Origin of the sequence: Massilia agrisoli (assembly GCF_020831365.1) — a bacterium.
GTDB classification, from domain to species: Bacteria; Pseudomonadota; Gammaproteobacteria; order Burkholderiales; family Burkholderiaceae_D; genus Telluria_A; species Telluria_A agrisoli.
Window position 1 is genome coordinate 508,099 of record NZ_JAJHPV010000013.1, and the last position, 23,572, is coordinate 531,670.

At 62.9% G+C, this 23,572-nt stretch carries 22 protein-coding genes; 19 read left to right on the forward strand and 3 right to left on the reverse strand.

The window, feature by feature from the left end; genetic code table 11:
- Positions 1-3: 3 nt before the first annotated feature.
- Positions 4-1,674: a sensor histidine kinase gene (locus LMJ30_RS21765; protein WP_229432444.1), complete on the reverse strand. Its 1,671-nt coding sequence runs from the start codon at positions 1,672-1,674 to the stop codon at positions 4-6.
- 397 nt (positions 1,675-2,071) lie between these two features.
- On the opposite strand from LMJ30_RS21765, the gene accD reads away from it, so the two are divergent.
- From accD to LMJ30_RS11310, 8 genes are all read left to right on the forward strand, one after another.
- Positions 2,072-2,947, forward strand: coding sequence for an acetyl-CoA carboxylase, carboxyltransferase subunit beta (gene accD, locus LMJ30_RS11275; protein ID WP_229432445.1), 876 nt, complete (start codon positions 2,072-2,074; stop codon positions 2,945-2,947).
- Between the two features lie 60 nt (positions 2,948-3,007).
- Positions 3,008-4,312: a bifunctional tetrahydrofolate synthase/dihydrofolate synthase gene (folC, locus tag LMJ30_RS11280; RefSeq protein WP_229432446.1), complete on the forward strand. Its 1,305-nt coding sequence runs from the start codon at positions 3,008-3,010 to the stop codon at positions 4,310-4,312.
- 4 nt (positions 4,313-4,316) lie between these two features.
- Positions 4,317-5,189, forward strand: a complete 873-nt coding sequence (locus LMJ30_RS11285; RefSeq protein ID WP_229432447.1) for an SPOR domain-containing protein — start codon at positions 4,317-4,319, stop codon at positions 5,187-5,189.
- Between the two features lie 34 nt (positions 5,190-5,223).
- Positions 5,224-5,712, forward strand: a complete 489-nt coding sequence (locus LMJ30_RS11290; protein WP_229432448.1) for a CvpA family protein — start codon at positions 5,224-5,226, stop codon at positions 5,710-5,712.
- A gap of 41 nt (positions 5,713-5,753) precedes the next feature.
- The gene (purF, locus tag LMJ30_RS11295) at positions 5,754-7,274 is read left to right on the forward strand and encodes an amidophosphoribosyltransferase (RefSeq protein WP_229432449.1); all 1,521 of its coding nucleotides are present in this window, start codon (positions 5,754-5,756) and stop codon (positions 7,272-7,274) included.
- A gap of 52 nt (positions 7,275-7,326) precedes the next feature.
- Entirely contained in the window at positions 7,327-8,562 is a 1,236-nt protein-coding gene (locus tag LMJ30_RS11300; RefSeq protein ID WP_229432450.1) for a cystathionine gamma-synthase family protein, read from the forward strand.
- Between the two features lie 91 nt (positions 8,563-8,653).
- Positions 8,654-9,466, forward strand: a complete 813-nt coding sequence (locus tag LMJ30_RS11305; RefSeq protein WP_229432451.1) for an SEL1-like repeat protein — start codon at positions 8,654-8,656, stop codon at positions 9,464-9,466.
- A 95-nt stretch (positions 9,467-9,561) separates the two neighbouring features.
- A complete protein-coding gene (locus tag LMJ30_RS11310) occupies positions 9,562-10,269 on the forward strand; it encodes an SEL1-like repeat protein (protein WP_229432452.1) in 708 nt (235 codons plus the stop codon).
- 51 nt (positions 10,270-10,320) lie between these two features.
- Here LMJ30_RS11310 and lexA read toward each other — a convergent pair whose 3' ends face one another.
- Positions 10,321-10,956 carry a transcriptional repressor LexA gene (gene lexA, locus LMJ30_RS11315; protein ID WP_229432453.1) on the reverse strand — a complete coding sequence of 212 codons (636 nt, stop codon included), beginning with the start codon at positions 10,954-10,956 and terminating at the stop codon, positions 10,321-10,323.
- A 113-nt stretch (positions 10,957-11,069) separates the two neighbouring features.
- Between lexA and LMJ30_RS11320 the strand changes: the two genes are divergently transcribed.
- From LMJ30_RS11320 to LMJ30_RS11355, 8 genes are all read left to right on the forward strand, one after another.
- Positions 11,070-11,531, forward strand: coding sequence for a DUF29 domain-containing protein (locus LMJ30_RS11320; protein WP_229432454.1), 462 nt, complete (start codon positions 11,070-11,072; stop codon positions 11,529-11,531).
- A gap of 134 nt (positions 11,532-11,665) precedes the next feature.
- Entirely contained in the window at positions 11,666-12,064 is a 399-nt protein-coding gene (gene rpsF / locus LMJ30_RS11325; protein WP_229432455.1) for a 30S ribosomal protein S6, read from the forward strand.
- A 43-nt stretch (positions 12,065-12,107) separates the two neighbouring features.
- The gene (priB, locus tag LMJ30_RS11330) at positions 12,108-12,401 is read left to right on the forward strand and encodes a primosomal replication protein N (protein ID WP_131427246.1); all 294 of its coding nucleotides are present in this window, start codon (positions 12,108-12,110) and stop codon (positions 12,399-12,401) included.
- A gap of 31 nt (positions 12,402-12,432) precedes the next feature.
- On the forward strand, positions 12,433-12,723 hold the full coding sequence (rpsR, locus tag LMJ30_RS11335) for a 30S ribosomal protein S18 (RefSeq protein WP_119812411.1): 291 nt from the start codon (positions 12,433-12,435) through the stop codon (positions 12,721-12,723).
- 27 nt (positions 12,724-12,750) lie between these two features.
- Positions 12,751-13,203, forward strand: a complete 453-nt coding sequence (gene rplI / locus LMJ30_RS11340; RefSeq protein WP_229432456.1) for a 50S ribosomal protein L9 — start codon at positions 12,751-12,753, stop codon at positions 13,201-13,203.
- 131 nt (positions 13,204-13,334) lie between these two features.
- The gene (locus tag LMJ30_RS11345; protein ID WP_229432457.1) at positions 13,335-14,720 is read left to right on the forward strand and encodes a replicative DNA helicase; all 1,386 of its coding nucleotides are present in this window, start codon (positions 13,335-13,337) and stop codon (positions 14,718-14,720) included.
- 65 nt (positions 14,721-14,785) lie between these two features.
- Positions 14,786-15,412 carry a DUF47 domain-containing protein gene (locus LMJ30_RS11350; RefSeq protein WP_223469006.1) on the forward strand — a complete coding sequence of 209 codons (627 nt, stop codon included), beginning with the start codon at positions 14,786-14,788 and terminating at the stop codon, positions 15,410-15,412.
- A 32-nt stretch (positions 15,413-15,444) separates the two neighbouring features.
- Positions 15,445-16,455, forward strand: a complete 1,011-nt coding sequence (locus LMJ30_RS11355) for an inorganic phosphate transporter (protein ID WP_229432458.1) — start codon at positions 15,445-15,447, stop codon at positions 16,453-16,455.
- Between the two features lie 277 nt (positions 16,456-16,732).
- Here the strand turns inward: LMJ30_RS11355 and LMJ30_RS11360 are convergent, their stop codons facing one another.
- Positions 16,733-17,641, reverse strand: coding sequence for an MBL fold metallo-hydrolase (locus LMJ30_RS11360; RefSeq protein WP_229432459.1), 909 nt, complete (start codon positions 17,639-17,641; stop codon positions 16,733-16,735).
- Positions 17,642-17,912: 271 nt separating this feature from the next.
- On the opposite strand from LMJ30_RS11360, the gene LMJ30_RS11365 reads away from it, so the two are divergent.
- The 3 genes from LMJ30_RS11365 (at position 17,913) to LMJ30_RS11375 (ending at position 23,562) form a co-directional block, all read left to right on the forward strand.
- On the forward strand, positions 17,913-19,532 hold the full coding sequence (locus tag LMJ30_RS11365) for an HD family phosphohydrolase (RefSeq protein ID WP_229433001.1): 1,620 nt from the start codon (positions 17,913-17,915) through the stop codon (positions 19,530-19,532).
- Positions 19,529-21,796 (forward strand): CHASE2 domain-containing protein, encoded by a 2,268-nt coding sequence (locus tag LMJ30_RS11370; protein WP_229432460.1) that lies wholly within the window; start codon positions 19,529-19,531, stop codon positions 21,794-21,796. The genes LMJ30_RS11365 and LMJ30_RS11370 overlap by 4 nt, the downstream gene beginning before the upstream one ends.
- A gap of 179 nt (positions 21,797-21,975) precedes the next feature.
- On the forward strand, positions 21,976-23,562 hold the full coding sequence (locus LMJ30_RS11375; RefSeq protein ID WP_229432461.1) for a ShlB/FhaC/HecB family hemolysin secretion/activation protein: 1,587 nt from the start codon (positions 21,976-21,978) through the stop codon (positions 23,560-23,562).
- Positions 23,563-23,572 lie beyond the last annotated feature (10 nt).

Consider the following 23,572-nt stretch of genomic DNA (forward strand, 5'->3'; position numbering starts at 1 on the left):
GAACTACACCGGGATGTCAATGTTCACGGCGGTGGCGCCGTCGCTGCCGCTGCCGACGTACGCATAACCGCCCAGGGAGGCTGCCCGTTCAGAGATGGAGCGTGGCACGAACGGGTCGGCCGGGCCGGATGGGCATTCGTTCTCAATGCTGATGTGAAGCCATCCATGCTTGCGGCACATCTTCACCGCGCCACGGGTCGCCAGCGTATGGCGGCGTATGTTGCTCATGCCTTCGCTGACCAGCTGGAATACCTCGGCCCCAAGCCGGTCGTTGATGCCGATGGCCTCGTGCGCACTGACCACGATGTCGAGGTTGAAGTAATCCTTGACCTGCGCCGCATGCGCGCGCAGCGCCATCACGAACGCCGGCTCGACTGCACCGGGCGAGGTATTGCTGATCGTGCGGGCGAAATGGCGCAAGTCGCGCACGAAATTGTCCGCCATGTCGGCCACCTGGCGCAGCTCCCCAGCCAGCGGGTTGTCAGGCGTGGTCCTGCCAATGAGTCCCCGCAGCGCATGCGACAGGCCGATATATGGCTGCATGGTGGTGTCGTGCAGGTCGTTCGAGAACTTTTGGCGCTCGCGCCGTGCTGCATCAGAAGCCATGCGGTCGAGCAGTTCGATATTCTCGATGACCGGGAATGCCTGGGCGGACACTTGTGCGAGGAAATTGGCGTCGGCCTTGGTAAGGCTGGCGTCAGGCGCAATCACGTAAATACGTCCTTCTTCGCCGCGCAGCGGGATCGGCACGCAGATAAAACTGCGCGCGCCGAGCAGATCGGCCAGGCGGCGGCCTTCTTGCGCAGACGAGCGTTGCCAGTGCGAGCAGACTGCGCTTCGCGTATGAAACCGTCCCGGCCACGGCAGCCAGGCGAAGGGCGGACCGCAAAACACCCCGCTGAAGCCGGTGGGCAGCGACAGCAGCGGGGCGGCAGCTTCGTCGTCGAGCAGCGACTGGGCAGTGGCAAATGGGTCCGGGTTGAAACTGGCCGACCGCATACGCCAGCCATTGGCCTGGTTGTCGCGAGTAATCATCACGCAGCTTGTTGCCTGAAAGAACTCCCTCGTTTGCTCGAGCACACAGTTAATCGTCTCATCGACGCCAAAGCGTGGGTTCGACAGGCGGCTGACGTCGCGCAGCAGGGCGATCTGGCGTTTATGGGTCAACAGTACGTTGGCCCAGTGCGACACCATATAGCCGAGGCCAAGCAGGAAAGCGGTGCGCAGCATTACCTGTGCGAGCACCGGTTGGTTCGGTGAGCTCAGGCCTGCCAGCGTGTACAGCGCCGCGCACGCCAGTGTCACCCGGGCGCCCTCGTCGTAGCCCCAACGGAAGGCAGCCGTGGAAATAGCGAAAAACAGGAGGAAGAAAAATCCGGAAAGCGGCCCTGTTAACGCGAGCAGCAGGGTGAACCAGAAAACATCGAGCCAGTGAACCAGTTTCGATTGGCGTACCGCGCCGTTACTTTCGGAGAGAATGTACAGAACAAAACTCTGCGCAGTATATAAATAGAAGATGATCGCTGTGAATGGATGGGGCTGGCCCATTCCGTCTGGGTCAATTATCACAGTTAGTAACGTCGCGCTGGCGAGTATCAGCCTCATCTTTGCGATCAGCGCTATCTCATCGGCGTCGTCCCGATGGGACGCGCCGCGCCAGCCGACAATGTTCACATGGCCCCCTAATGCCAGTGTCAGGGCAAGTTGCCTCTGATGGATCACACACCCCGGGACGCTTGATTTTTAATTCCCCACAGGGTAATCAGCTGTGGAAATAAGTTCGTGTGCCCGGAGTGTGAATATGCGTCGTGTATTTAATGACAGGATTGCCTGCGCTCGCGCATGACCATCCGATTTAATTATGCTAGTAAATATACCACCGGGCGGCAAAGAGATAATGAAAAAATAATCGAATCCGCATATTTTGGTAAAATAAACACAACAGTTCCTGCGCGCGATTGACCCCGGTAGCATCTTGTGCTGAGGGTGATGACAGAATTGCACAATTCGACATCTGCATCCCAAACGGCTACACTACCGACCACTTACGATCGCTGTTGAAGGAGAACACATGAGTTGGTTAGAAAAACTGCTGCCCCCGCGGATCCAGCGCTCCGATGCGGCTGCGCGTAAAACCATGCCGGAAGGCCTCTGGGTAAAGTGTCCGTCGTGCGAAGCGGTTCTCTACCGCACCGACCTGGAATCGAACCTTCACGTGTGCCCGAAGTGCAGCCACCACATGCGCATCCGCGCGCGCGAGCGCCTCGATGCGCTGCTTGACGAGGGCGGCCGCTACGAAATCGGCCAGGAAACCCTGCCGGTCGATACGCTCAAGTTCAAAGACAGCAAAAAATACCCTGACCGCCTGAAGGCGGCGATGGAAGCGACCGGCGAGACCGATGCGCTGATCGTCCTCGGCGGCTCCATCATGAGCCTGCCGGTGGTCGTGGCCTGCTTCGAATTCGAATTCATGGGTGGCTCGATGGGCTCCGTGGTCGGCGAACGCTTCGTGCGCGGCGCCCAGATCGCGCTTGAGCAGAAGGTGCCGTTCATCTGCATTACCGCCACCGGCGGCGCACGCATGCAGGAAGGCTTGCTGTCGCTGATGCAGATGGCGAAAACCACCTCGATGCTGACCAAGCTGTCGGAAAAGAAGCTGCCGTTCATCAGCGTGCTGACCGATCCGACCATGGGCGGCGTGTCCGCGTCGTTCGCCTTCATGGGCGACGTCGTGATCGCCGAACCGAAAGCGCTGATCGGCTTTGCCGGCCCGCGCGTCATCGAGAACACCGTGCGCGAGAAGCTGCCTGAAGGCTTCCAGCGCGCCGAGTTCCTGGTCACCAAAGGCGCCGTCGACATGATCGTCGACCGCCGCCAGATGCGTGAAGAAATCGCCCACCTGCTCGCGCTGCTCCAGGGCCAGGCTGTCGAAGTCATCGCAGAATAAACATCGTCCCCCAGGCGCGCGCGCGGGTATCGCGCGCGCGTCGCCACCGAAGTACATCCCATGCCAAACCTCCCGACCACATTGCCTGCCTGGTTAGCGCTGCTCGAGTCGCGCCACGCCGAAGTCCACATCGACATGGGCCTGGACCGGGTTCGCGCGGTCAAGGAACGTATGGGGCTCAAGTTCGACTGCCCGGTGATCATGGTCGCGGGCACCAACGGCAAGGGCTCGACCTGCGCAATGCTCGAATCGATCCTGCTGCGCGCCGGCTACAAGGTGGGGCTGTACATCAAGCCGCACTTCCTCGATTTTAACGAGCGCGCCCGCATTGGCGGCGAGCTGGCCACCGACGAAGCCCTGGTGGCCAGCTTCAACGCGGTCGAAGCGCAGCGCGGCGATGTGCCGCTGACGTATTTCGAGTTCACCACACTGGCCATCATGCACCTGCTGGCAGGGGCCGGCATCGATGTCGCGATCCTGGAAGTGGGCCTTGGCGGGCGCCTCGACGCGGTCAATGTGATCGACGCCGACGTCGCCATCGTGACCTCGGTTGACATCGACCACACCGACTACCTGGGCGACACCCGCGAAAAGATCGGCTTTGAAAAGGCGGGCATCTTCCGCCCGGGTAAAGCGGCGATCTGCAGCGACCCGGTACCGCCGGCTTCCCTGGTCGCGCATGCCGAAGAAATCGGCGCCGACCTGTGGCTGCTGGGGCGCGACTTCAACTACTCGGGCGACAAGCAGCAGTGGAACTACGGCGGACGCAACCAGCGCCGCAATTCGCTGGGCTATCCGAGCCTGCGCGGCGCCAACCAGCTGCTCAACGCATCGGCCGCGCTGGCCGCACTGGAAGTGCTGCGCCTCGAACTGCCGGTGGGCGCGCAGGAAGTGCGCACCGGCCTGGTGCTGGTCGAGCTGCCGGGGCGCTTCCAGGTGCTGCCGGGCCGCCCGACCGTGATCCTCGACGTGGCGCACAACCCGCACGCGGCGTCGGCGCTGGCCCAGAACCTCGGCAACATGGGCTTTCATCCGTTTACCTATGCGGTGTTCGGCATCATGGAAGACAAGGACATCGACGGCGTGATTGCGCCGATGGCGGAATTTGTCGACCACTGGTGCGTGGCGGACCTGCCGTCGCCGCGCTCGGCGTCGTCGGGCAAGCTGGCGGAAAAGCTGGCGGCCCTGCGGCCGGCGAGCGCCAAGGAGGGCGAATATTCGGTCAGCGCCTTCCCCGACCCGGCCCAGGCGTTTGCAAATGCGATGAGTCGGGCCGGGGAGAATGATAGAATTGTGGTCTTTGGCTCCTTTTACACCGTCGCCGGCGTGATGGCAGCCCGAAAATCCTCAATCACTGACAAATAATCGCATGGGCTTGTTCTCGAATTCCAGTAAAAACAAGCAAGAGACCACTGCTGAAGATAGTGGTTTTTATACCTCGCCAGACGACGTCGCCAGCGCCGAAGCGCGTTCCAAGCGCGCGTCCAGCGCCGGTGCACCAGCGCCGCGGCGCGCCCGCGCGAAAGCGGGCGCCGACCCCATCCTCCCCGAGAAAAAGCGCGCGCGCCGCCGCCTGGTAGGCGCCATCGCGCTGGCGCTGGCCGTCGCGGTCGGGTTGCCGATGCTGCTCGATTCCGAGCCGAAGCCGCTGTCGTCCGATATCGATATCCGTATCCCGTCGAAAGACCGTCCCGCACCGGCGGTGGCCCAAGCGCCCGCGCCTGCTGTCGATGCGGCCGATGCGCTCGACGCGCGCGAAGAGATCGTCGACGCGCCCGCCGCCCCGGCCGGACGGGAAGTCGCGCGGGTCGATGCCGCTCCGGCCAAACCTGAGATGAAGATTCTGCCGAAGGAAGACAAGCCGGCGGAAGCGAAGGTGGCGGCGGCGCCGCCCAAGCCGCTGGAGAAGCCGGTTGAAAAAGCGGTGGCCAAAAAAGCGGAAGAAAAGCCTGCCGTGAAGGCCGACGCCGCCCGCGCGATTGCCATCCTCGAAGACAAGCCGGCCGATGCGGCGGGCCAGAAGTTCGTGGTGCAGGTTGCATCCCTGGCCAGCCAGGAGAAGGTCGACGAATTGCGCGCCAAGCTGCGCGCCGAAGGCATCAATTCGTACACCCAGAAGGTGAAAGCCAAAGAGGGCGAACTGATTCGCGTGCGCGTAGGCCCGCTAAGCCGCGAGGAAGCCGACAAGACCCGCGCCAGGCTGGGCAAGCTTGGCCTCGGCGGCAGCGTGGTTCCGGCCTGATGCAAGTGCGTGTCGATGACGGAAGCGGCGCGGCGTGACGCTTTTTGATTATTTAGTATTGTTCGTGCTGGTTGCCTCGGTTGTCATCAGCACCATGCGCGGCCTGGTGAAGGAAATCCTGTCGCTGGTCAGCTGGGTGACCGCCTTTGTGGTCGCCAACGCGTATGGCGCCCAGCTGGCGCCGATGCTGCCGTCGATGATCCCCGGGGAAGCCGTGCGCCTGATGGTGGCGTTCGTGGCGCTGTTCCTCGGCGTGCGCATCCTGATGGGCCTGTTCACCCTGGCGGTCGATGCGCTGGTCAAGGCCGGCGGCCTGACCATTGCCGACCGCGGCCTGGGTGGCCTGTTCGGCCTGGCGCGGGGTATTGTGATTGTGTTGGCCGGCGTCATATTGTGTGGGATGACATCCATTCCCCAGCAGGCTTTCTGGAAGGAAGCCTTGCTCAGCCCAATGGTCGAGACCGGCGCGCGTACCATCAAGCCTTTCCTGCCAGGCACACTCGCACAATACGTAAAGTTTTGAATATCTTTAAAATCCAGCAGTACCAGTCTTAGGAGCGCACCATGTGTGGCATCGTCGGCGTCGTCTCGAATAACCCCGTCAACCAGCTGTTGTATGACGCATTGCTGCTTTTGCAGCACCGCGGCCAGGACGCAGCGGGCATCGCAACCAATCACAGCAGCATGTTCTCCATGCACAAGGCCAACGGCCTCGTGCGTGACGTTTTCCGTACGCGCAACATGCGTTCGCTGCAGGGCAATTCCGGTATCGGCCACTGCCGCTATCCGACCGCCGGCTCGTCGAGCGAAGAGGAAGCGCAGCCGTTCTACGTCAACGCGCCGTTCGGCATCACCCTGGCGCATAACGGCAACCTGACCAACCAGGAGCAGCTCAAGTCCGAGATGTTCCGCAATGACCGCCGCCACATCAACACCGACTCCGATTCGGAAGTGCTGCTTAACGTGCTGGCGCATGAAATCCAGGAAAGCACCACTGGCCTGGCGCTCGATCCTGATTCGGTATTCAAGGCAGTCGCCGCGGTGCACCGCCGCGTGCGTGGCGCCTACGCCGTGGTGGCGCAGATCGCGGGCCACGGCCTGCTGGCCTTCCGCGATCCGTTCGGCATCCGCCCGCTGTGCATCGGCATTAACGAAACCGACAACGGCACCGAGTACCTGGTCGCCAGCGAGTCGGTCGCGCTCGAAGGCATGGGCTTCACCTTCCTGCGCGATGTGGCGCCGGGCGAAGCGATGTTCATCGACATGGATGGCAAGCTGCACGAGCGCCAGTGCGCGGACAACCCGTCGCTGAACCCGTGCGCGTTCGAATACGTGTACCTGGCGCGCCCGGACTCGATCCTCGACGGCGCTTCGGTCTACGCTACCCGCCTCAAGATGGGCGAGTACCTGGCCGACAAGGTGCGCGCCCGGTTCAAGGCCGGCGACATCGATGTGGTCATGCCGATTCCCGATTCGTCGCGCCCGGCCGCCATCCAGCTGGCGCTCAAGCTCGGCGTCGAGTACCGCGAAGGCTTCATCAAGAACCGCTACATCGGCCGTACCTTCCTGATGCCGGGACAGGCGATCCGCCGCAAGTCGGTGCGCCAGAAGCTCAACGCGATCACTGCCGAATTCAAGGGCAAGAACGTGCTGCTGGTGGACGACTCGATCGTGCGCGGCACCACCAGCCGCGAAATCGTCCAGATGGCGCGCGAAGCGGGCGCCCGCAATGTGTACTTCGCTTCGGCCGCGCCACCGGTGCTGTTCCCGAACGTGTATGGCATCGACATGCCGACCCGCGACGAACTGATCGCCTACGGCCGCAGCAACGAAGAGATCTGCCGCGAGATCACCGCCGACGCCCTGGTGTACCAGGATGTCGACGCGCTCAAGCGGTCGATCTCGGACGTCAATCCGGCGCTGCAGAACTTCGAGGCTTCGTGCTTCGATGGCGTGTATGTGACCGGCGACGTGACCCCCGAGTACCTCGACCGCCTCGAGTTCGCACGCCACAACCCGAAGGCCGCTGTCGAGGAGGACGCGGCCCGCACGCGCTTGAACCTGAACCTCGCGACCAGCGAGTAAACGCGTTGCATCCCGGCGGCCGCAAGCGTCGCCGGGCTTCACTCCAGCCATCATGAGCGACAAGAAGAACTACGGCTTTACCACTACCATCCTGCACAGCGACCGCCGCAAGGCGATCGAGCACGGATCGCTGCACAAGCCGGTGCACACGTCGGTTACCTTCGGCTACAACGATGCGCGCCAGCTGGCGTCGGTCTTCCAGGGCAAGGAACCGGGCTTCCGCTACGGCCGCCAGGGCAATCCGACCATCGCGGCGCTGGAAGACAAGATCACCCGCATGGAAGATGGTGTCGGCACCTTGTGCTTCGCCACCGGCATGGGCGCGATCGGGGCGGTGTTCCAGGCGCTGCTGCGAGCGGGAGACCACGTAGTGTCGTCGTCCTTCTTGTTCGGCAATACCAACAGCCTGTGGCAGACCGTGGCAGGGCAGGGCGTCGCGGTCGATTTCGTCGATGCGACCGAGGTGGCCAATGTCGAAGCGGCGCTGACACCCGCCACCCGCGTGGTGTTCGTCGAGACCATCGCCAACCCGCGCACCCAGGTGGCGGACCTGGCCCGCATCGGCAAGCTGTGCGCCGAGCGCGGCATCCTGTACGTGGTCGACAATACGATGACCACGCCTTACCTGTTCCGCCCGAAGTCGGTGGGCGCTGGCCTGGTGGTCAACTCGCTGACCAAGTCGATCGGCGGCCACGGCAACGCGCTGGGCGGCAGCCTGACCGTTACCGGCGCCTACGACTGGAACAACTATCCGAACATCGCCGCCAACTACAAGCGCGCCGCACCGGCGCAGTGGGGGCTGGCGCAGCTGCGTGCGAAAGCGCTGCGCGACTTCGGCGCTTCGCTGGGGCCGGAAGCGGCCCACCACATCGCCGTGGGCGCCGAGACGCTGGCGCTGCGCATGGAGCGCACCTGCGCCAATGCGCTGGCGCTGGCGCAGATGCTCGAAGCCGATGAGCGCGTCGCCGCGGTCTACTATCCCGGCCTCGCGTCGCATCCCCAGCATGGCGTGGCCACGGAACTGTTCAAGTCTTACGGTTCGCTGTTCAGCTTTGAACTGAAAGAGAACATCGACTGCTTCGATTTCCTGGACCGGATGACGATCGCCGTCTCGGCCAGCAACCTGGGCGACACGCGCACGCTGGTGATCCCGGTCGCGCACACGATCTTCTTCGAGATGGGCGCCGAGCGCCGCGCCAGCATGGGCATCGCCGAGTCGCTGATCCGGGTGTCGGTGGGCATCGAAGACACGGCAGACCTGCTGGCCGACTTCAAGGGCGCGCTGTAAATACTTGGCAACCTAGTATTTTTGTTAGGTGATGTTCCACAACGCGAAACGCGGCGTATGATCAGGAGTTCAACTTTTGATGGAGACGATCATGCGTGCCCTTGTTCTCGCTGTTGCCCTCTCTGTGTCAGGCGCCGCCTTCGCGGACGACCTTGCCGACGCCAACAAGGCGCTGGCCACAAAATCCTATCCGCAGGCCTTACAGTTGTTCAGCAAGCTTGCCGCCGCCGGTAACGCCGAGGCGCGTTTCCGCCTGGGCGAGATGTACTGGTATGGCCAGGGTGTGCCGGCCGACCGCGCAAAGGGCGATGCCTTGTTTGCGCAGGCTGCAGCGGGCGGCGTCGCAGAGGCGAACAAGGCATTGAAGCGCAGCGCGCGCCGCGCCGAACGCGGCGCCGATATCGCGTACTGGACAGAAAAGTACGACGGCGCCGACCTGACGTCGGGCAAATACCGCTGCGAGCGTCCCGTCATCCCGGCCATATCGAAGTCCAACAACGACATTGCCGCCACCAACTCGGCCTACAACGCCTGGGCCACTTGCTACAACGGCTTCATCGCCAACCTTGGCGATGCCATGCCCGCCGGTAAGCGCGTGCCCGGCGACATCGTCGAGCTGATGAGCGACGCCGAGATCGAACAGGCCCGTGCCCACCTGGACCGCGTGTATGCCAGCGTGGCCGACAAGGAGCAGGCGAATGCCAGCGCGCTGGTTGCGCAGCACGGCGCTTGGGAGAAGGCGACTGTCGCATTTGCCAGCGAGTCCAACAAGCAAGCCGCCGTCCGCAAAGACATGCAGAAAGCGCAGCTTGAGCTTGAGATGCACCAGCGCGCCGGACGCCCGGCCCAGGCCAATCCACCGGCGCCGCCACCACCGCCGCCACCACCACGCCCTGGCGTGTAATCCGCGCGGCGCCAGCCAGACGGCGCCATGCAGATGGATGGTTGTGGAAATTCCAGTTATGATCTGGAATCATCTACGACCATCCAAGCGCGACAATGAAGAAATACCTGTTCGTCCTCTCCCTCCTGGTCTCGGGCGCCGCTTTTGCGGATCCGATCGCCGACGCCAATGCACTGTTCGCCAAGAAGGCCTATCCGCAGGCAATGCAGGCTTACACCAAACTCGCAAATGCCGGCAATGCCGAGGCGCAGCTGCACCTTGGCGAGATGCACCTGTACGGCGAAGCGGGGGCGGTCGACCTGGCGAAGGCCGAGGCCTGGTTCAAGAAATCGGCCGCCAAGGGCAACAAGACGGCAATCGGTGCGCTGGAGATGATGAAGCGGCGCGAAGCGCGCCGCGCCGACATCGAATACTGGACCTCGAAATACGATGGCGCGGAACTCAAGTCGGGTAAATACCGTTGCGTCGCGCCGCGCATTCCTGCGATGTCGAAACAAAACGATGAGATCGAAGCAGTCGGCGCCAAGGTGAGCGCGTGGCAGGAATGCTTTAACGCATTCGTGCAGAACCTGAACGACTCGTCACCGTTGACGAAGCTGATCCCGAAAGACATCGCCGACCTGCTGACGAAGGATGAACATGAACAGGCGGCCAAGCACCTGGCGCAGGTGCATGCGAACCTCGCGGAAGAGGCGCGGGTGTCCTCGAAACTGCTGCTGGCCGACTTTGCCGTGTGGCGCGACGCCACCGACAAGTATGTGAGCGAGTATAACCAGATGATCAAGGCATCGAAGGGCAAGTAAGCCCGGGTTGACGCCGGCCATTCCCGCCGCGCGGGAATGGCGCCGCACTGTTTAGTGCCAGCTGCGCATCAGGCCAACTGCCAGGCCTTCCAGCGCAAACTCATCTTCCGACGGATCGACCCGGATCACCTTGAAGTCAGGATTTTCCGGGAACAGCTCGATCAGGTCGCCGGTCTTCTTGTAGCGCTTGACCGTGACTTCCTGACCCAGGCGGGCCACGACGATCTGGCCATTCTTCGCACTGTCGATCTTCTTTACCGCCAGCAGGTCGCCGTCCATGATGCCGGCGTCGCGCATCGACTCGCCGCGCACTTTCAGCAAGAAGTCAGGCTTGGCCGAGAACATGGCCGGGTCGACGCTGTAGGTCGCCTCGACGTGTTCCTGCGCCAGGATGGGCGAGCCCGCGGCGACGCGGCCGACCAGCGGCAGCGCCATCATCAGCGCGGCAGGCACGGCCGGCAGGGTGTCGGCACTGGCGCCGACCAGGCGGATGCCGCGCGAGGTGCCGGGCGAAATTTCGATGGCGCCCTTGCGCGCCAGTGCCTGCAGGTGTTCCTCGGCCGCGTTGGCGGACTTGAAACCCAGTTCATTGGCGATCTCGGCGCGGGTCGGAGGGAAGCCCGTGTTTTCGATCGCGTCCTTGATCAGGTTAAGGATTTGTTCTTGCCGGGGTGTGAGCTTAAGCATGGCGGTCGGGGCTGGGTGGATGATCAGCCTGTATTTTTGTACAGTATTTCGCCTAATGCAAGCAAAAGTTGAATTTTCGGGGCGAAAAGCACTCTAAAGGATCAGGAGGCGTGATGAATGACCCGAAAATTCCGTCCCCGGTGGTCGCCGCACCCGGGTATGAGGACGACCTGGTGGCGTGGATGGAAAACCAGATAGGGCTACTGCGTGCGCACAAGTTTGAATCGTTGGACCTCGAGAACCTGCTGGAAGAACTGGAGGGAATGGTGCGACATGAACGCAGGGGGCTACGCAGTCGCGTTGAACTTGTACTGGTTCATTTGCTAAAGCACCAGTTCCAGCCGCCGCGGAGGTCGCGCAGCTGGCTGTTGACTCTCGATGAGCAGCGAAACAAAATTGCCGATCGGATCGAGGATAGTCCCAGCTTGAGGCGCGAGCTGCAGGGTTACATGGACTCTCGCTATACGCGCGCGGTGGAAACCGCTTCGCTCCAAACCCGGCGACCTGCTTCCGATTTCCCAACTACATGCCCATACGCGGTCGAGCAACTGCTGGACAAAGACTTCCTGCCCTGACGTGCACCGGCCTGCGCAAACAAGGGGATTGCCCTTACCACCATTCACGGTTTATAATAGCCGGCTATTTCCCTTCCCACACTCGTCTTGACGCCGAGGTGGGCATTTGTTTAAACGTCCTTAAGGAGTTATGCATGCGTCATTATGAAATCGTTTTTATCGTCCACCCGGACCAAAGCGAGCAAGTCCCGGCGATGATCGAACGTTACAAGGCCAGCGTCACCGCACGCGGCGGTAACATTCATCGCGTCGAAGACTGGGGCCGTCGCCAGATGGCTTACTCGATCCAGAAGCTGCCAAAAGCGCACTACATCTGCATGAACATCGAATGCGACAACGAGACCCTGGTGGAACTCGAAACCGCGTTCAAATTCAATGATGCCGTGCTGCGTCACCTCACCGTTAAGATGAAGAAGGCTGAAACCGCGCCGTCGCCGATGATGAAGTCGGTACAACGTGAAGACGCAGCCAAGAGCCACCGCGCTGAAGCGCCAGCAGCTGCTCCTGCAGCAGCGCCTGCCGCAGCGGCCTGATTCTTTGCACGGAAAACGTGAACGCGAACTTGATTGCACGTAGGTGAATCAACTTCAGGTAGTAGCCCAGATTTGCGAGCGCGACGTATTGCGCTATACCCCGGCCGGCGTGCCGATCGTGTCCGCCACCTTGCTGCACAGTTCGCAGCAGATGGAAGCAGGGGTGGCCAGGCTGGTCGAGTTTGAAATTGCCGCGCTAGCCGCGGGCGAAATTTCAGGCCGCTTCAGCCAGGCGGAATTAGGCGCTGTCCATCAGTTCACAGGTTTCCTCGCCAAGAAGAACCGCAATAGCAAAAGCCTGGTGTTTCACATCATTGATTTCAGTGCCACCGCCTAAGCGGAGCACATTTTAGATACAGGAGCCTCAAATGGCATTCGGTAAAAAATTCGACAAGAACAAAGCAAAGCTTAAAGAAAAGCGTAAACAGCAAAACCCACTGTTCAAGCGTAAGAAATTCTGCCGCTTCACCGCAGCTAACGTTGAACAGGTCGACTACAAAGACGTCGACACGCTGAAAGACTTCGTCCAGGAAAACGGCAAGATCATGCCAGCACGCCTGACCGGCACCAAGGCGCACTACCAGCGCCAGGTGGACACCGCCATCAAGCGCGCGCGTTACCTCGCGCTGCTGCCATACACCGATCTGCACCACGCTTAATCGCTGGCAGAATAACTGGAGAGAACTATGCAAATCATTCTGTTGGAAAAAGTTGTTAACGTCGGCAACCTGGGCGACGTGGTCAAAGTTAAAGACGGTTACGCACGTAACTTCCTGATCCCGCAACGTATGGCTCGCCGCGCTACCGCTGCAGCTGTTGCTGAATTCGAAGTCAAGCGCGCCGAACTGGAAAAAGCAGCAGCTGCAAAGCTGGCCGCTTCCCAGGCCCAGGGCGACAAGCTGAACGGCATGACCATCTCGATCTCGCAAAAAGCGGGCGTCGATGGCCGTCTGTTCGGTTCGGTTACCAACTTCGACATCGCTGAAGCGCTGACCAAGCAAGGTTTCGCTGTAGAAAAGGCGCAAGTGCGCATGCCTACCGGCCCGCTCAAGACCACTGGCGAACACCCAGTAGCAGTGCAGCTGCACACCGACGTGGTTGTTGAAATCACGATCGCTGTTGTTGGCGAAGCTGCCTAAGCAGTAAGAAACGGCGGGGAAGGCTGATGCCTTTCCTACCATATAAAAAGCCGGGCTTGCCCGGCTTTTTTATCGCCTGAACCCGGCCAATTCTTGCAGCCTGTTCATGCGAAGCAGGTATAATGCGCGCCATGAATGTCCCTTCCGATCCGCAACTAGAATCCCTCCGCATCCCGCCGCACTCGATCGAGGCAGAGCAATCTGTCATCGGTGGCTTGTTGCGCGATAACGCTGCGTTCGACCGCATTGCCGACATGATGCATGCGGATGACTTCTACCGTTACGATCACCGCATTATCTTCGAGCAGGTCGTCAAGCTGATCAACGGCTCGCGCCCGGCCGACGTCATCACCGTGTTCGAGGCCCTGACCACCATCGGCAAGGCCGAAGAAGTGGGCGGGCTGCAGTACCTCAATGCGATGGCGCAGAACACGCCGTCGGCGGCCAATATCCGCCGCTATGCCGAGATCGTGCGCGACCGCGGCATCCTGCGCAAGCTGATCACCGTGGCCGATGAAATCCAGGGCCAGGCGTTCAACCCGCAGGGCAAGGAAGTCAAGCAGATGCTTGACGAAGCCGAGTCGAAGATCTTCGCGATCGCCGAACAGGGTTCGCGCGGCAGCGCCGGCTGGGTGCCGGTGCAGCCGCTCTTGACCCAGGTGGTCGAGCGCATCGACGAGCTGTACAGCCGCGACAACCAGAGCGAGATCACCGGCGTGCCGACCGGCTTCATCGACCTTGACCGCATGACCTCCGGGCTGCAGCCGGGCGACCTGGTGATCGTCGCCGGCCGTCCGTCGATGGGCAAGACCGCGTTCTCGGTCAACATCGGCGAGAACGTCGCGATCGAAGCCGGCCTGCCGGTGGCGATCTTCTCGATGGAGATGGGCGGCGCCCAGCTGGCCATGCGTATGCTTGGCTCGGTCGGCCAGCTTGACCAGCACCGCCTGCGTACCGGCCGCCTGAACGACGAAGACTGGCCGCGCCTGACGCACGCGATCCAGAAAATGAACGAGGCCCAGCTCTACATCGACGAGACGCCGGCGCTGAACCCGATCGAGATGCGCGCGCGCTCGCGCCGCCTGTCGCGCCAGTGCGGCAAGCTTGGCCTGATCATCGTCGACTACCTGCAGCTGATGACCGGCTCGACCCAGGGCGACAACCGCGCCTCCGAGATCTCGGAGATTTCGCGAAGCCTGAAGGGCCTGGCCAAAGAGCTGCACTGCCCGGTGATCGCGCTGTCGCAGCTGAACCGCTCGCTGGAACAGCGCCCCAACAAGCGTCCGGTGATGTCCGACTTGCGCGAATCGGGCGCGATCGAGCAGGACGCCGACGTCATCATCTTCCTGTACCGCGACGAAGTCTACAACCCGGATTCGCCCGATAAAGGCACCGCCGAGATCATCATCGGCAAGCAGCGTAACGGCCCGATCGGCGCGGTGCGCCTGACCTGGATCGGCCAGTACACCAAATTTGGTAACTACAGCGGAAACCTCGCCCTCTACCAGGGCGACTAAAACTATCACAAGCCGCCCGCCGCAGCGGCATCATGAGAAGCATCTACGATTTAACGGAGAAATCTATGTTCGGACGTTTAATGCCCACCGAGGGCAAGTTCTTTGACCTGTTCAACCAGCACGCAGCATTGTGCGTGAAGGGTGCACACGAAATGGTCGGCCTGATGACCAACTTCGACGACCTCGAAATGCGTACCCACGCGATCGAAGGGATCGAAAAGGAAGCCGACAAGGTCACCTACGCTTGCGTCGACATGCTGCACAAGACCTTCATCACCCCGATCGACCGCGACGACATCCACAAGCTGATCACCCGCATGGACGACATCCTCGACCTGATGGAAGACGCTGCCCAGACCGTCTCGCTGTACGACCTGAAGGCGGTCACCCCGGAAGCCAAGCGCCTGGCCGAACTGTCGCTGGCATGCTGCGAAAAAGTGCAGGCCGCGGTCGGGCTGCTGCATAACATGGACAACTCGCACAAGATCGTCGCCATCTGCGAAGAGATCGACCGCCTGGAATCGGACGCCGACCACGTGATGCGCGCGGCGATGTCCAAGCTGTTCCGCGACGAGCCGGACGTGCGCAACCTGATCAAGCTGAAGGCGATCTACGAAATCCTCGAGACGGTGACCGACCGTTGCGAAGACGTGGCCAACATCATCGAAGGCATCATCGTCGAAAACGCATAAGACGCGTCAACGTCCCGAGAAAAAGATAAAACATGAGTAATGTAGAAATCAGCATTTACGTGCTTGGCATGTTGATTGCGCTGGCACTGGTGTTCGACTTCATGAACGGCTTCCACGACGCGGCGAATGCAATCGCCACCGTCGTGTCGACCGGTGTCCTGAAGCCGCAGACCGCGGTCGCAATGGCAGCCTTCTTCAACTTCATCGCCATTTTCGTGGTCGGCCTGAAGGTCGCCAGCGCGATCGGCAAGGGGACCATCGACCCCATGGTGGTCGACCACTACGTCATATTCGGGGCCCTGGTCGGGGCCATCGTCTGGAACCTGATCACCTGGTACTACGGCATTCCGTCGTCGTCCTCGCACGCGCTGATCGGCGGCCTGGTTGGCGCTGCAGTGGCCAAGGCGGGCACCGGCGCCTTGATCGCCGGTGGCCTGATCAAGACGGTGATCTTCATCGTGGTGGCGCCGATGCTCGGCTTCGCGCTCGGCTCGATCATCATGCTGATCGTGTCCTGGCTGTTCGTCAAATCGACGCCGCGCAAGGTCGACACCTGGTTCCGCCGCCTGCAGCTGGCGTCCGCGGCAGCCTACAGCCTGGGCCACGGCGGCAACGACGCGCAGAAGACCCTGGGCATCATCTGGATGCTCCTGATCGCATCGGGCAACCTGGCGGCCGACGCAGCCGAGCCGCCGCGCTGGGCGATCATCGCCTGCTACGCGGCGATCAGCTTCGGTACCCTGTTCGGCGGCTGGCGCATCGTCAAGACCATGGGCCAGAAGATCACCAAGCTCAAACCGGTCGGCGGCTTCTGCGCCGAAACGGGCGGCGCGATCACCTTGCTGATGTCGAGCTTCTGGGGCGTGCCGGTATCGACCACCCACACCATCACCGGCGCGATCGTCGGCGTGGGCGCGTCGCAGAAGATGTCGGCGGTGCGCTGGGGCGTGGCTGGCAACATCGTCTGGGCATGGGTCTTCACCATTCCGGCGTCGGCCTTCATGGCGGCGGTGGCGTGGTGGATCGGCACGAAGATTATGTAAGCGTCTGCGGATGCAAACGAAAACCGCCCTTTCGGGCGGTTTTTTTTTGGGTATGTCACCGTTAAGTGTGAAAGCGCTACACCCTCGTCGTTCCCGCGCACGCGGGAACCCATACTGAAGACGATCAGTAATAAAGCGATTCGACCTCCAGCGCATACATAGTATGGGTTCCCGATTTCGCGGGAAGTCGGGTCCGCCAGTGGCGGGCACGACGTGCTCAATTCCATACCTAACGGTGACAGAGCCTTTTTTTTCGGCTGCCGAAGCGGCGTGACGCCTATACGACGGCTTCGCGCGCGGTCACTTCGACTTCGAGGCCCTCGTAAGCGAGGACGACGTTCAGGCCTTCAGGCAGCGGTGCGTGGCGCGCAAGCGCGTCGGCAAAGGCCGCCTCCAGCTCGTCGTCGCTGCGGGTCGGTTCATGGTGGGTGCAGTAAAGCGTGCGCGCGCCGACCCGCTTGGCGGTCGCCAGCGCCGCGTCGAAGGTGCCGTGGCCCCAGCCGCGCTTGGCCGGGTATTCGGCGATGGTGTACGAACAGTCCATGATCAGGGCGTCGACGTCCTGCATGGCCAGGTCGATCTCGCGCTGGCGCTGTTCCATCCACGCCTGGTGCGGGGCGTGGCGCGGGTCGTCTTCAGGATACTCGTTGTAGAACGGCTCATGGTCGCCGGTGAAGAATACCGATTTGCCATTGCAGCTGATGCGGTAGCCCAGGTTGGTGACCGGATGGTTCATGACGACGTTGCCGACCACCGCGTCGCCCACCCCGATCGGCATGCCGGCGGTGAGGGTGCGGTATTCGATGGTCGCGTCCATCTGGGTTTCGCTGACCGGGAAGTAGCTGTTCTGCAGCTGCACGCCCATCACGTGCTCGATGCCGTTGCCGGTGACCGGGTCGACCGCGCCGTGCAGGCGCACGCGGTTACCGCGGATGAACAGCGGCGCGAAGAAGGGCAGGCCGTGGATGTGGTCCCAGTGGCTGTGCGTGATGAAGATGTTGGCCTGGACGGGCAGGCGCGTGAGCAGGTTCTGGGCCAGGGCAAACAGACCGGTGCCGCCGTCGAGGATGATCAGGGTGCCGTCATCGGTGCATACTTCAATGCACGTCGTGTTGCCACCATACCTGACAGTACGCGGACCCGGCGACGGTATCGAACCGCGCACCCCCCAGAAGCGGAATTTCATGTAGGACTCCCGAACAGAACCGACCGATATGTTTCGGTCTCGCAAATGTCGCCGATCGGGCCGTCCCGTCGGCTGCGATGCCCAGGCGCGCGTACGCGCCTTGCATAAAGTTGCAATTTAGACCGATGATAGCTGTTTTAGGACGCCTCCGCCCTAAATTTCGCGCCGGGATGTACAGCCGCTTGCGCTAGCGCTACACTGCAAGGTTCCACCTGGGCAATTATTTTTCATGCCCTTAGCACTCCCGAAACAATTCCTGGCAGTCGAGACTATGCATGAGCTAAACCACACACAGATCGCGCAGCGGCTCGACCAGCTGACAGAATTGAGTGTTGCGCTCGGCAGCAGCCCGGATATCGTCCCGCTGCTCGACCGCATCCTGCGCGTGGCCAAGCACCTGACCGACGCCGACGGCGGCACCCTGTACCGCCCGTGCGCCGAGCGCCGCAGCCTGGAGTTTGCCATCTCGCTCAATGACACGCTCGGGCTGTACCAGGGCGGCATCAGCGGCAACCTGGTCGAGATGCCGGCGGTGCCGCTGGCCGACGGCGAGGGCCGCCCCAACAACGCCTCGGTGGCCGCGTGGGCTGCCCACAGCGGCCAGCCGGTCAACATCGAGGACGTGTACCAGGCGACCGGCTTCAATTTTTCGGCAATGCGCTCCTTCGATACCGCCTTCGGCTACCGTACCCAGTCGATACTGACGGTGCCGATGCTCGACCACGAAGGCGGGCTGGTCGGCGTGCTCCAGCTGATTAACGCCAAGGACCCGGACACCGGCGAGATCCGCCCGTTCACCGGTACCGACCAGCGCTTCATCGAGGCGCTGGCAGCCCAGGCCGCGGTGGCCCTCACCAATGGCCAGCTGATCGTGCAGCTGGGCGAACTGCTGGAAGGGCTGGTCAACCTGATCAACATCGGCATCGACGAAAAGTCGCCGTACACCGGCCGCCACTGCCAGTTCGTGCCGGAGCTGACGATGATGCTGGCCGAAGCGGTGCATGCCACCGACAGCGGCCCGATGGCAGGTTTCCGCATGACGGACGCGGACCGCAAGGAGCTGTGGCTGGCCGGCCTGCTGCACGACTGCGGCAAAATAACCACACCCGTGCACATCGTCGACAAGGGCACCAAGCTGGAAACCATTTTCGACCGCATCCATCTGGTCGATACCCGCTTCGAGGTGCTGCTGCGCGACTGCGAGATCCGCGCGCTGAAAGAAAAGTGCGTTGCCGGCGCCGACCACGCCGCGATCGACGCGCGCCTGGCGCAGGAACAGGCTGCCCTGCGCGCCGACCGCGACTTCCTGCGCGCGGCGAACGTGGGCGGGGAGGGCATGGCTGCGGCCGACCAGGAGCGGGTGCGCCGCATCGCCGCCTACCGTTACACAGGGCCGGACGGCGCCGGGCGCGACTTGCTGGACGCGGGCGAGGTCGAGAACCTGAGCGTGCGCTTCGGCACCCTGCTCGACAGCGAGCGTGACATCATCAACAACCACATCACGGTGACGATCCGGATGCTCGAGTCGCTGCCCTGGCCGAAGCACCTGAAGAACGTGCCGGAATATGCCGGCGGCCACCATGAACGCATGGACGGCAAAGGCTACCCGCGCGGCCTGACGCGCGACCAGATGTCGGTGCAGGCCCGGGTGATGGCGATCGCCGACATTTTCGAAGCGCTGACCGCGCGCGACCGTCCCTACAAGAGGGGCAAGCGCCTGTCGGAGTCGCTGCACATCCTTGGCAAATTCGCGCTGAACGGGCATATCGACCCCGACCTGTTCGACATTTTCGTGCGCAGCAAAACCTACCTGGCATTCGCGCACAAGAACATGGATCCGTCGCAAATCGACGAGGTGGACGAAGCGAGCATCCCGGGTTACAAGCCATGAGCCGCCTGCGCAGCCGCTGGCTGCCGAAGTACGGCGCGCGCTGGGCGCTCGGCCTGGTGCTGACGCTGGCGGCGGTGCTGCACGTGTGGGCGCTGTTCGACAGCGATGCGGTCGAGCGCCTCGACGGCTTCCTGTCGGGCCTGCGCATGCGGGTGGAAAAGCCGGTGCTCGACCCGCGCATCGTCATCGTCGACATCGACGAAAAGAGCCTGGCGCAGGTAGGCCGCTTCCCGTGGAGCCGCGACATCCAGGCCGACCTGGTCACCCGGCTCACCAGGCACTACAAGGTGGGCGCGGTCGGCTTCGATATCTCGTTCCCCGAGGCGGACAATTCGTCCGGCTACAAGGTGCTTGAAAAGCTGTCGCGCGAGGAGCTGAAGGATGTTCCCGGCCTGAAGTCGCAGCTCGCTGCGCTCGAATCGCGCATGGATTACGACGGCCTGTTCGCCAGGGCGATGGAAGGGCAGCCGGTGGTGCTGGGGTATAGCGTATCCGAGCGCCAGGCCAAGGGCATGCTGCCGGCGCCTGCATTCACGGCCGCGCAGCTCAACGGCCGCGAAGTGGCGGCCTATGAACCCGATGGCTACGAAGCGAATATCGCGCGCCTGCAGCAGGCGGCGAGCGGCGCCGGCATCTTTACCGCGCTGACCGACGCCGACGGCGTGATCCGCTCGTCGACGCTGCTGCAGCGGATCGGCGACGGCTACTACCCGTCGCTGTCGCTGGCCACCGCCGCCGTCTACCTGAAAGCGCGCGCCATCTTCCCGCACTTCGAGGAGACGGCCGATACGCTGTCGCAGGCCGAACTGGACAACGGCGGCCTCGACAAGATCGTGATGTTCACGCCGCAGCGCGCGATTCCGATCCCGGTCGGCTACGGACTGGTGACGACGGTGCAGTTCCGCGGGACGGGCGGGCCGGAAGGCGGCGCTTTCCGCTACGTGCCGGCCGTCGATGTCCTGACCGGCGCTGCCGATCCGGCCGTGCTCAAAGGCGCCATCGTCCTGGTCGGCACCACCGCGCCGGGGCTCAAGGATATCCGGGTCACCCCGGTCAATGCCGAATACCCGGGTGTCGAGGTGCACGCCAACCTGATCAAGTCGATCCTCGACGGCCGCTTCAAGTCGCGCCCCGACTTTGCGCTGGCGGTCGAGTTCTTGCAGGTGCTGGGCATCGGGCTGGCGCTGACGTTTGCGCTGGCCGTGCTGTCGCCGCTCAAGTCGATCGTGCTGGCCGGCGCCGCACTGGCCGGCGCCGCGCTGTTTAACTACTGGATGTACGCTTCCCAGGACATCGTGCTCAACGGCGCCGCGGTGACGCTGCTGATCCTCGCGCTGTTCGTGGTGAATGTGGCGTGGGGCTACTTCTTCGAAGTGCGCAAAGGGCAGGCGCTGGTATCGCGGTTCGGCGAGTACGTCGCGCCCGAGCTGGTGGCCGAGATGGCGGACGATCCGGGCAAATACAACATGGATGGCGACAGCCGCGAACTGAGCGTGATGTTCGTCGATGTGCGCGGCTTTACCACCATCTCCGAAGGGCTGGCGCCGAAGGAGCTGCGCGAATACATCAACCTGTACCTGACCGCGATGTCGGAAGACATCCGCGACAGCCACCGCGGCACGCTCGACAAATATATCGGCGACGCGGTGATGGCGTTCTGGGGCGCGCCGGTGCACTTCCCGGACCACGCCAGCCGCGCGGTGGCAACCGCGTTACTGATGCAGGCCAGCGCGGCGCGGCTGGACCAGGAATTCCGCGCCCGCGGCTGGCCCGCGCTGCAGATCGGGATCGGCGTGAACACGGGCCTGATGCACGTTGGCGACATGGGCTCGAAGATCCGCCGCGCATACACGGTGATGGGCGATGCGGTCAACCTCGCCGCACGGCTGGAAGGCATCACCAAGGTGTACGGCGCCGGTATCGCGGTGGGCGCGGCCACGCGCGCCGCCGCCCCTGAATTCCTGTACCGCGAACTTGACCGCGTGCGGGTCAAGGGCAAGAACGAGCCGGTCGCCATTTTTGAGCCGGTTGGCCACCGCGATGCGGTCGACGCCGGGCTTGCGCAGGAACTGGCCGAGTGGAGCGAGGCACTGGCCACGATGCGCGCGCGCGAATGGGACGCGGCGCAGGCCGCCATCGAGGCGCTGCGCGCAAGCCGGGCCGACCGCCCCCTGTACCGCCTCTACCTCGACCGGATTGCACAGTTCCGGCTCAATCCGCCCGGCGCCGACTGGGACGGCGTGACCAACTTCGAGACAAAGTAGTATCGATGGCAACATAATGTTGTTTGCGGGCAACATCGTGTCTTGCGCTAGATGGACGATGTTGTACATGGCATCAGAAATTTTCTCCATTGCAACATAAAGGAGATAAACTGAAAGGTGAAGAAGTCTCGCCGGAGCTTGTCCGGACCAAGGCCACCCCACCTTTTTTGAGCCACCACATGAGTTTACGATTTGCGCGCCTGTTTGCCGGTTCGGTCCTTGCAGCAGCCGTCAGTGCCGCCTGGGCTGCCGGGCAGGAGGCAGAAGCACCCATCCGCTTCGAGATCAGCCGCTTTGCCGTCAGCGGCAACAGCCTGTTGCCCGCGTCCGAAGTCGACGCCGCGGTGGCGCCGTTCAGCGGCAGGAACCGCGACTTCGGCGACGTCCAGCGCGCGCTTGAGGCGCTGGAAGCGGCTTTCCATGCGCGCGGCTACAAGGTGGTCACGGTGAACCTGCCGGAGCAGGAACTGGGCGGCGGCGTGGTGCGCCTGGACGTGACGGAGCCGAAGATCGGCCAGGTCAAGATCCGAGGCAACAGGGTGTTCGACGAGGCCAATGTGAGGCGCAGCATGCCGGCGCTGGCCAGCGGCGCCACGCCAAACCTTGACGAGGTCTCGGCCAACCTGAAGCTCGCCAACGAGCACCCGTCGCGCAAGATCAACCTGCAGCTGCAAAGCGGCGAGAGCGACGACGTGGTCGACGCCAGCCTAAACGTGGTCGACGAAAAAGCGTGGCGCGCCATGCTCAACCTCGATAATTCCGGCACCCGCCAGACCGGCAAGACGCAGGCCGGCGTGGTGTTGCAGCACGCTAACCTGTGGGGCCGCGACCATTTGGGCAGCTTCCAGTACACCACCACGGCCGAAAAGCCGGACCAGGTCAGCGTGTACGGCCTTGGTTACCACATTCCCTTGTACGCGCTGGGCGACTCGGTCGACCTGTTCGCCAGCTACTCGAACGTGGACTCGGGCGTGGTCAGCGCCGGCCTGTTCGACCTGGGCGTCAGCGGCAAGGGTGCGACCTTCGGCGCCCGCTACAACCATGTGCTGGCGCGCCGCGGCACGCTGGAGCCGCGCCTGGTGTATGGCCTCGACATCAAGGCTTACAAGAACGACGTGCTGTTCGCCAGCCAGAACTTCGGCAGCGACGTCACCGTCCGCCCGGCCAGCGTGGCCTGGCTCGGCAATGTGGCGCTGGGCGAGACCGCGCAGGCCAGCTTCTCGTTGGCGGCGGTCCAGAACATCCCCGGCGGCAGCCGCGGCGGGCGGGCCGACTTCGAGCGCGCGCGCGCCGGCGCCGACGATAGTTATTCCATGCTGCGCGTGTCGGGCGCGTATTCGCGCATGGTCGCACAGGAATGGCAGCTGCGCGTGCTGCTCAACGGCCAGTGGACCGACGATGCGCTGGTGTCGGGCGAGCAGTTCGGCGCCGGCGGCAACGCCTCGGTGCGCGGTTTCGACGAGCGCGCGCTGTCGACCGACTCGGGAGCCTTCGCCAACTTCGAGCTGTATTCGCCGAGCTTTTGCACCAACAGCCGCTGGCAGTGCCGCGCGGTGGCGTTCTATGACGCCGCCTACGGCGAGCGTAACAAGGAGCTGCCAGGTGAGCTGAGGAGCACGGCCATCGCCGGCGCCGGCCTTGGCCTGCGTATCGCGATGGGAACCAGCATGAATATGCAGTTGGACTACGGCCATGTGGTGCGGCCGGGCGCTATCGACACCACGAGCAGTAACAAGCTTCACGTCCGCGTAGGTATCGCCTACTAAGGTAAGGATC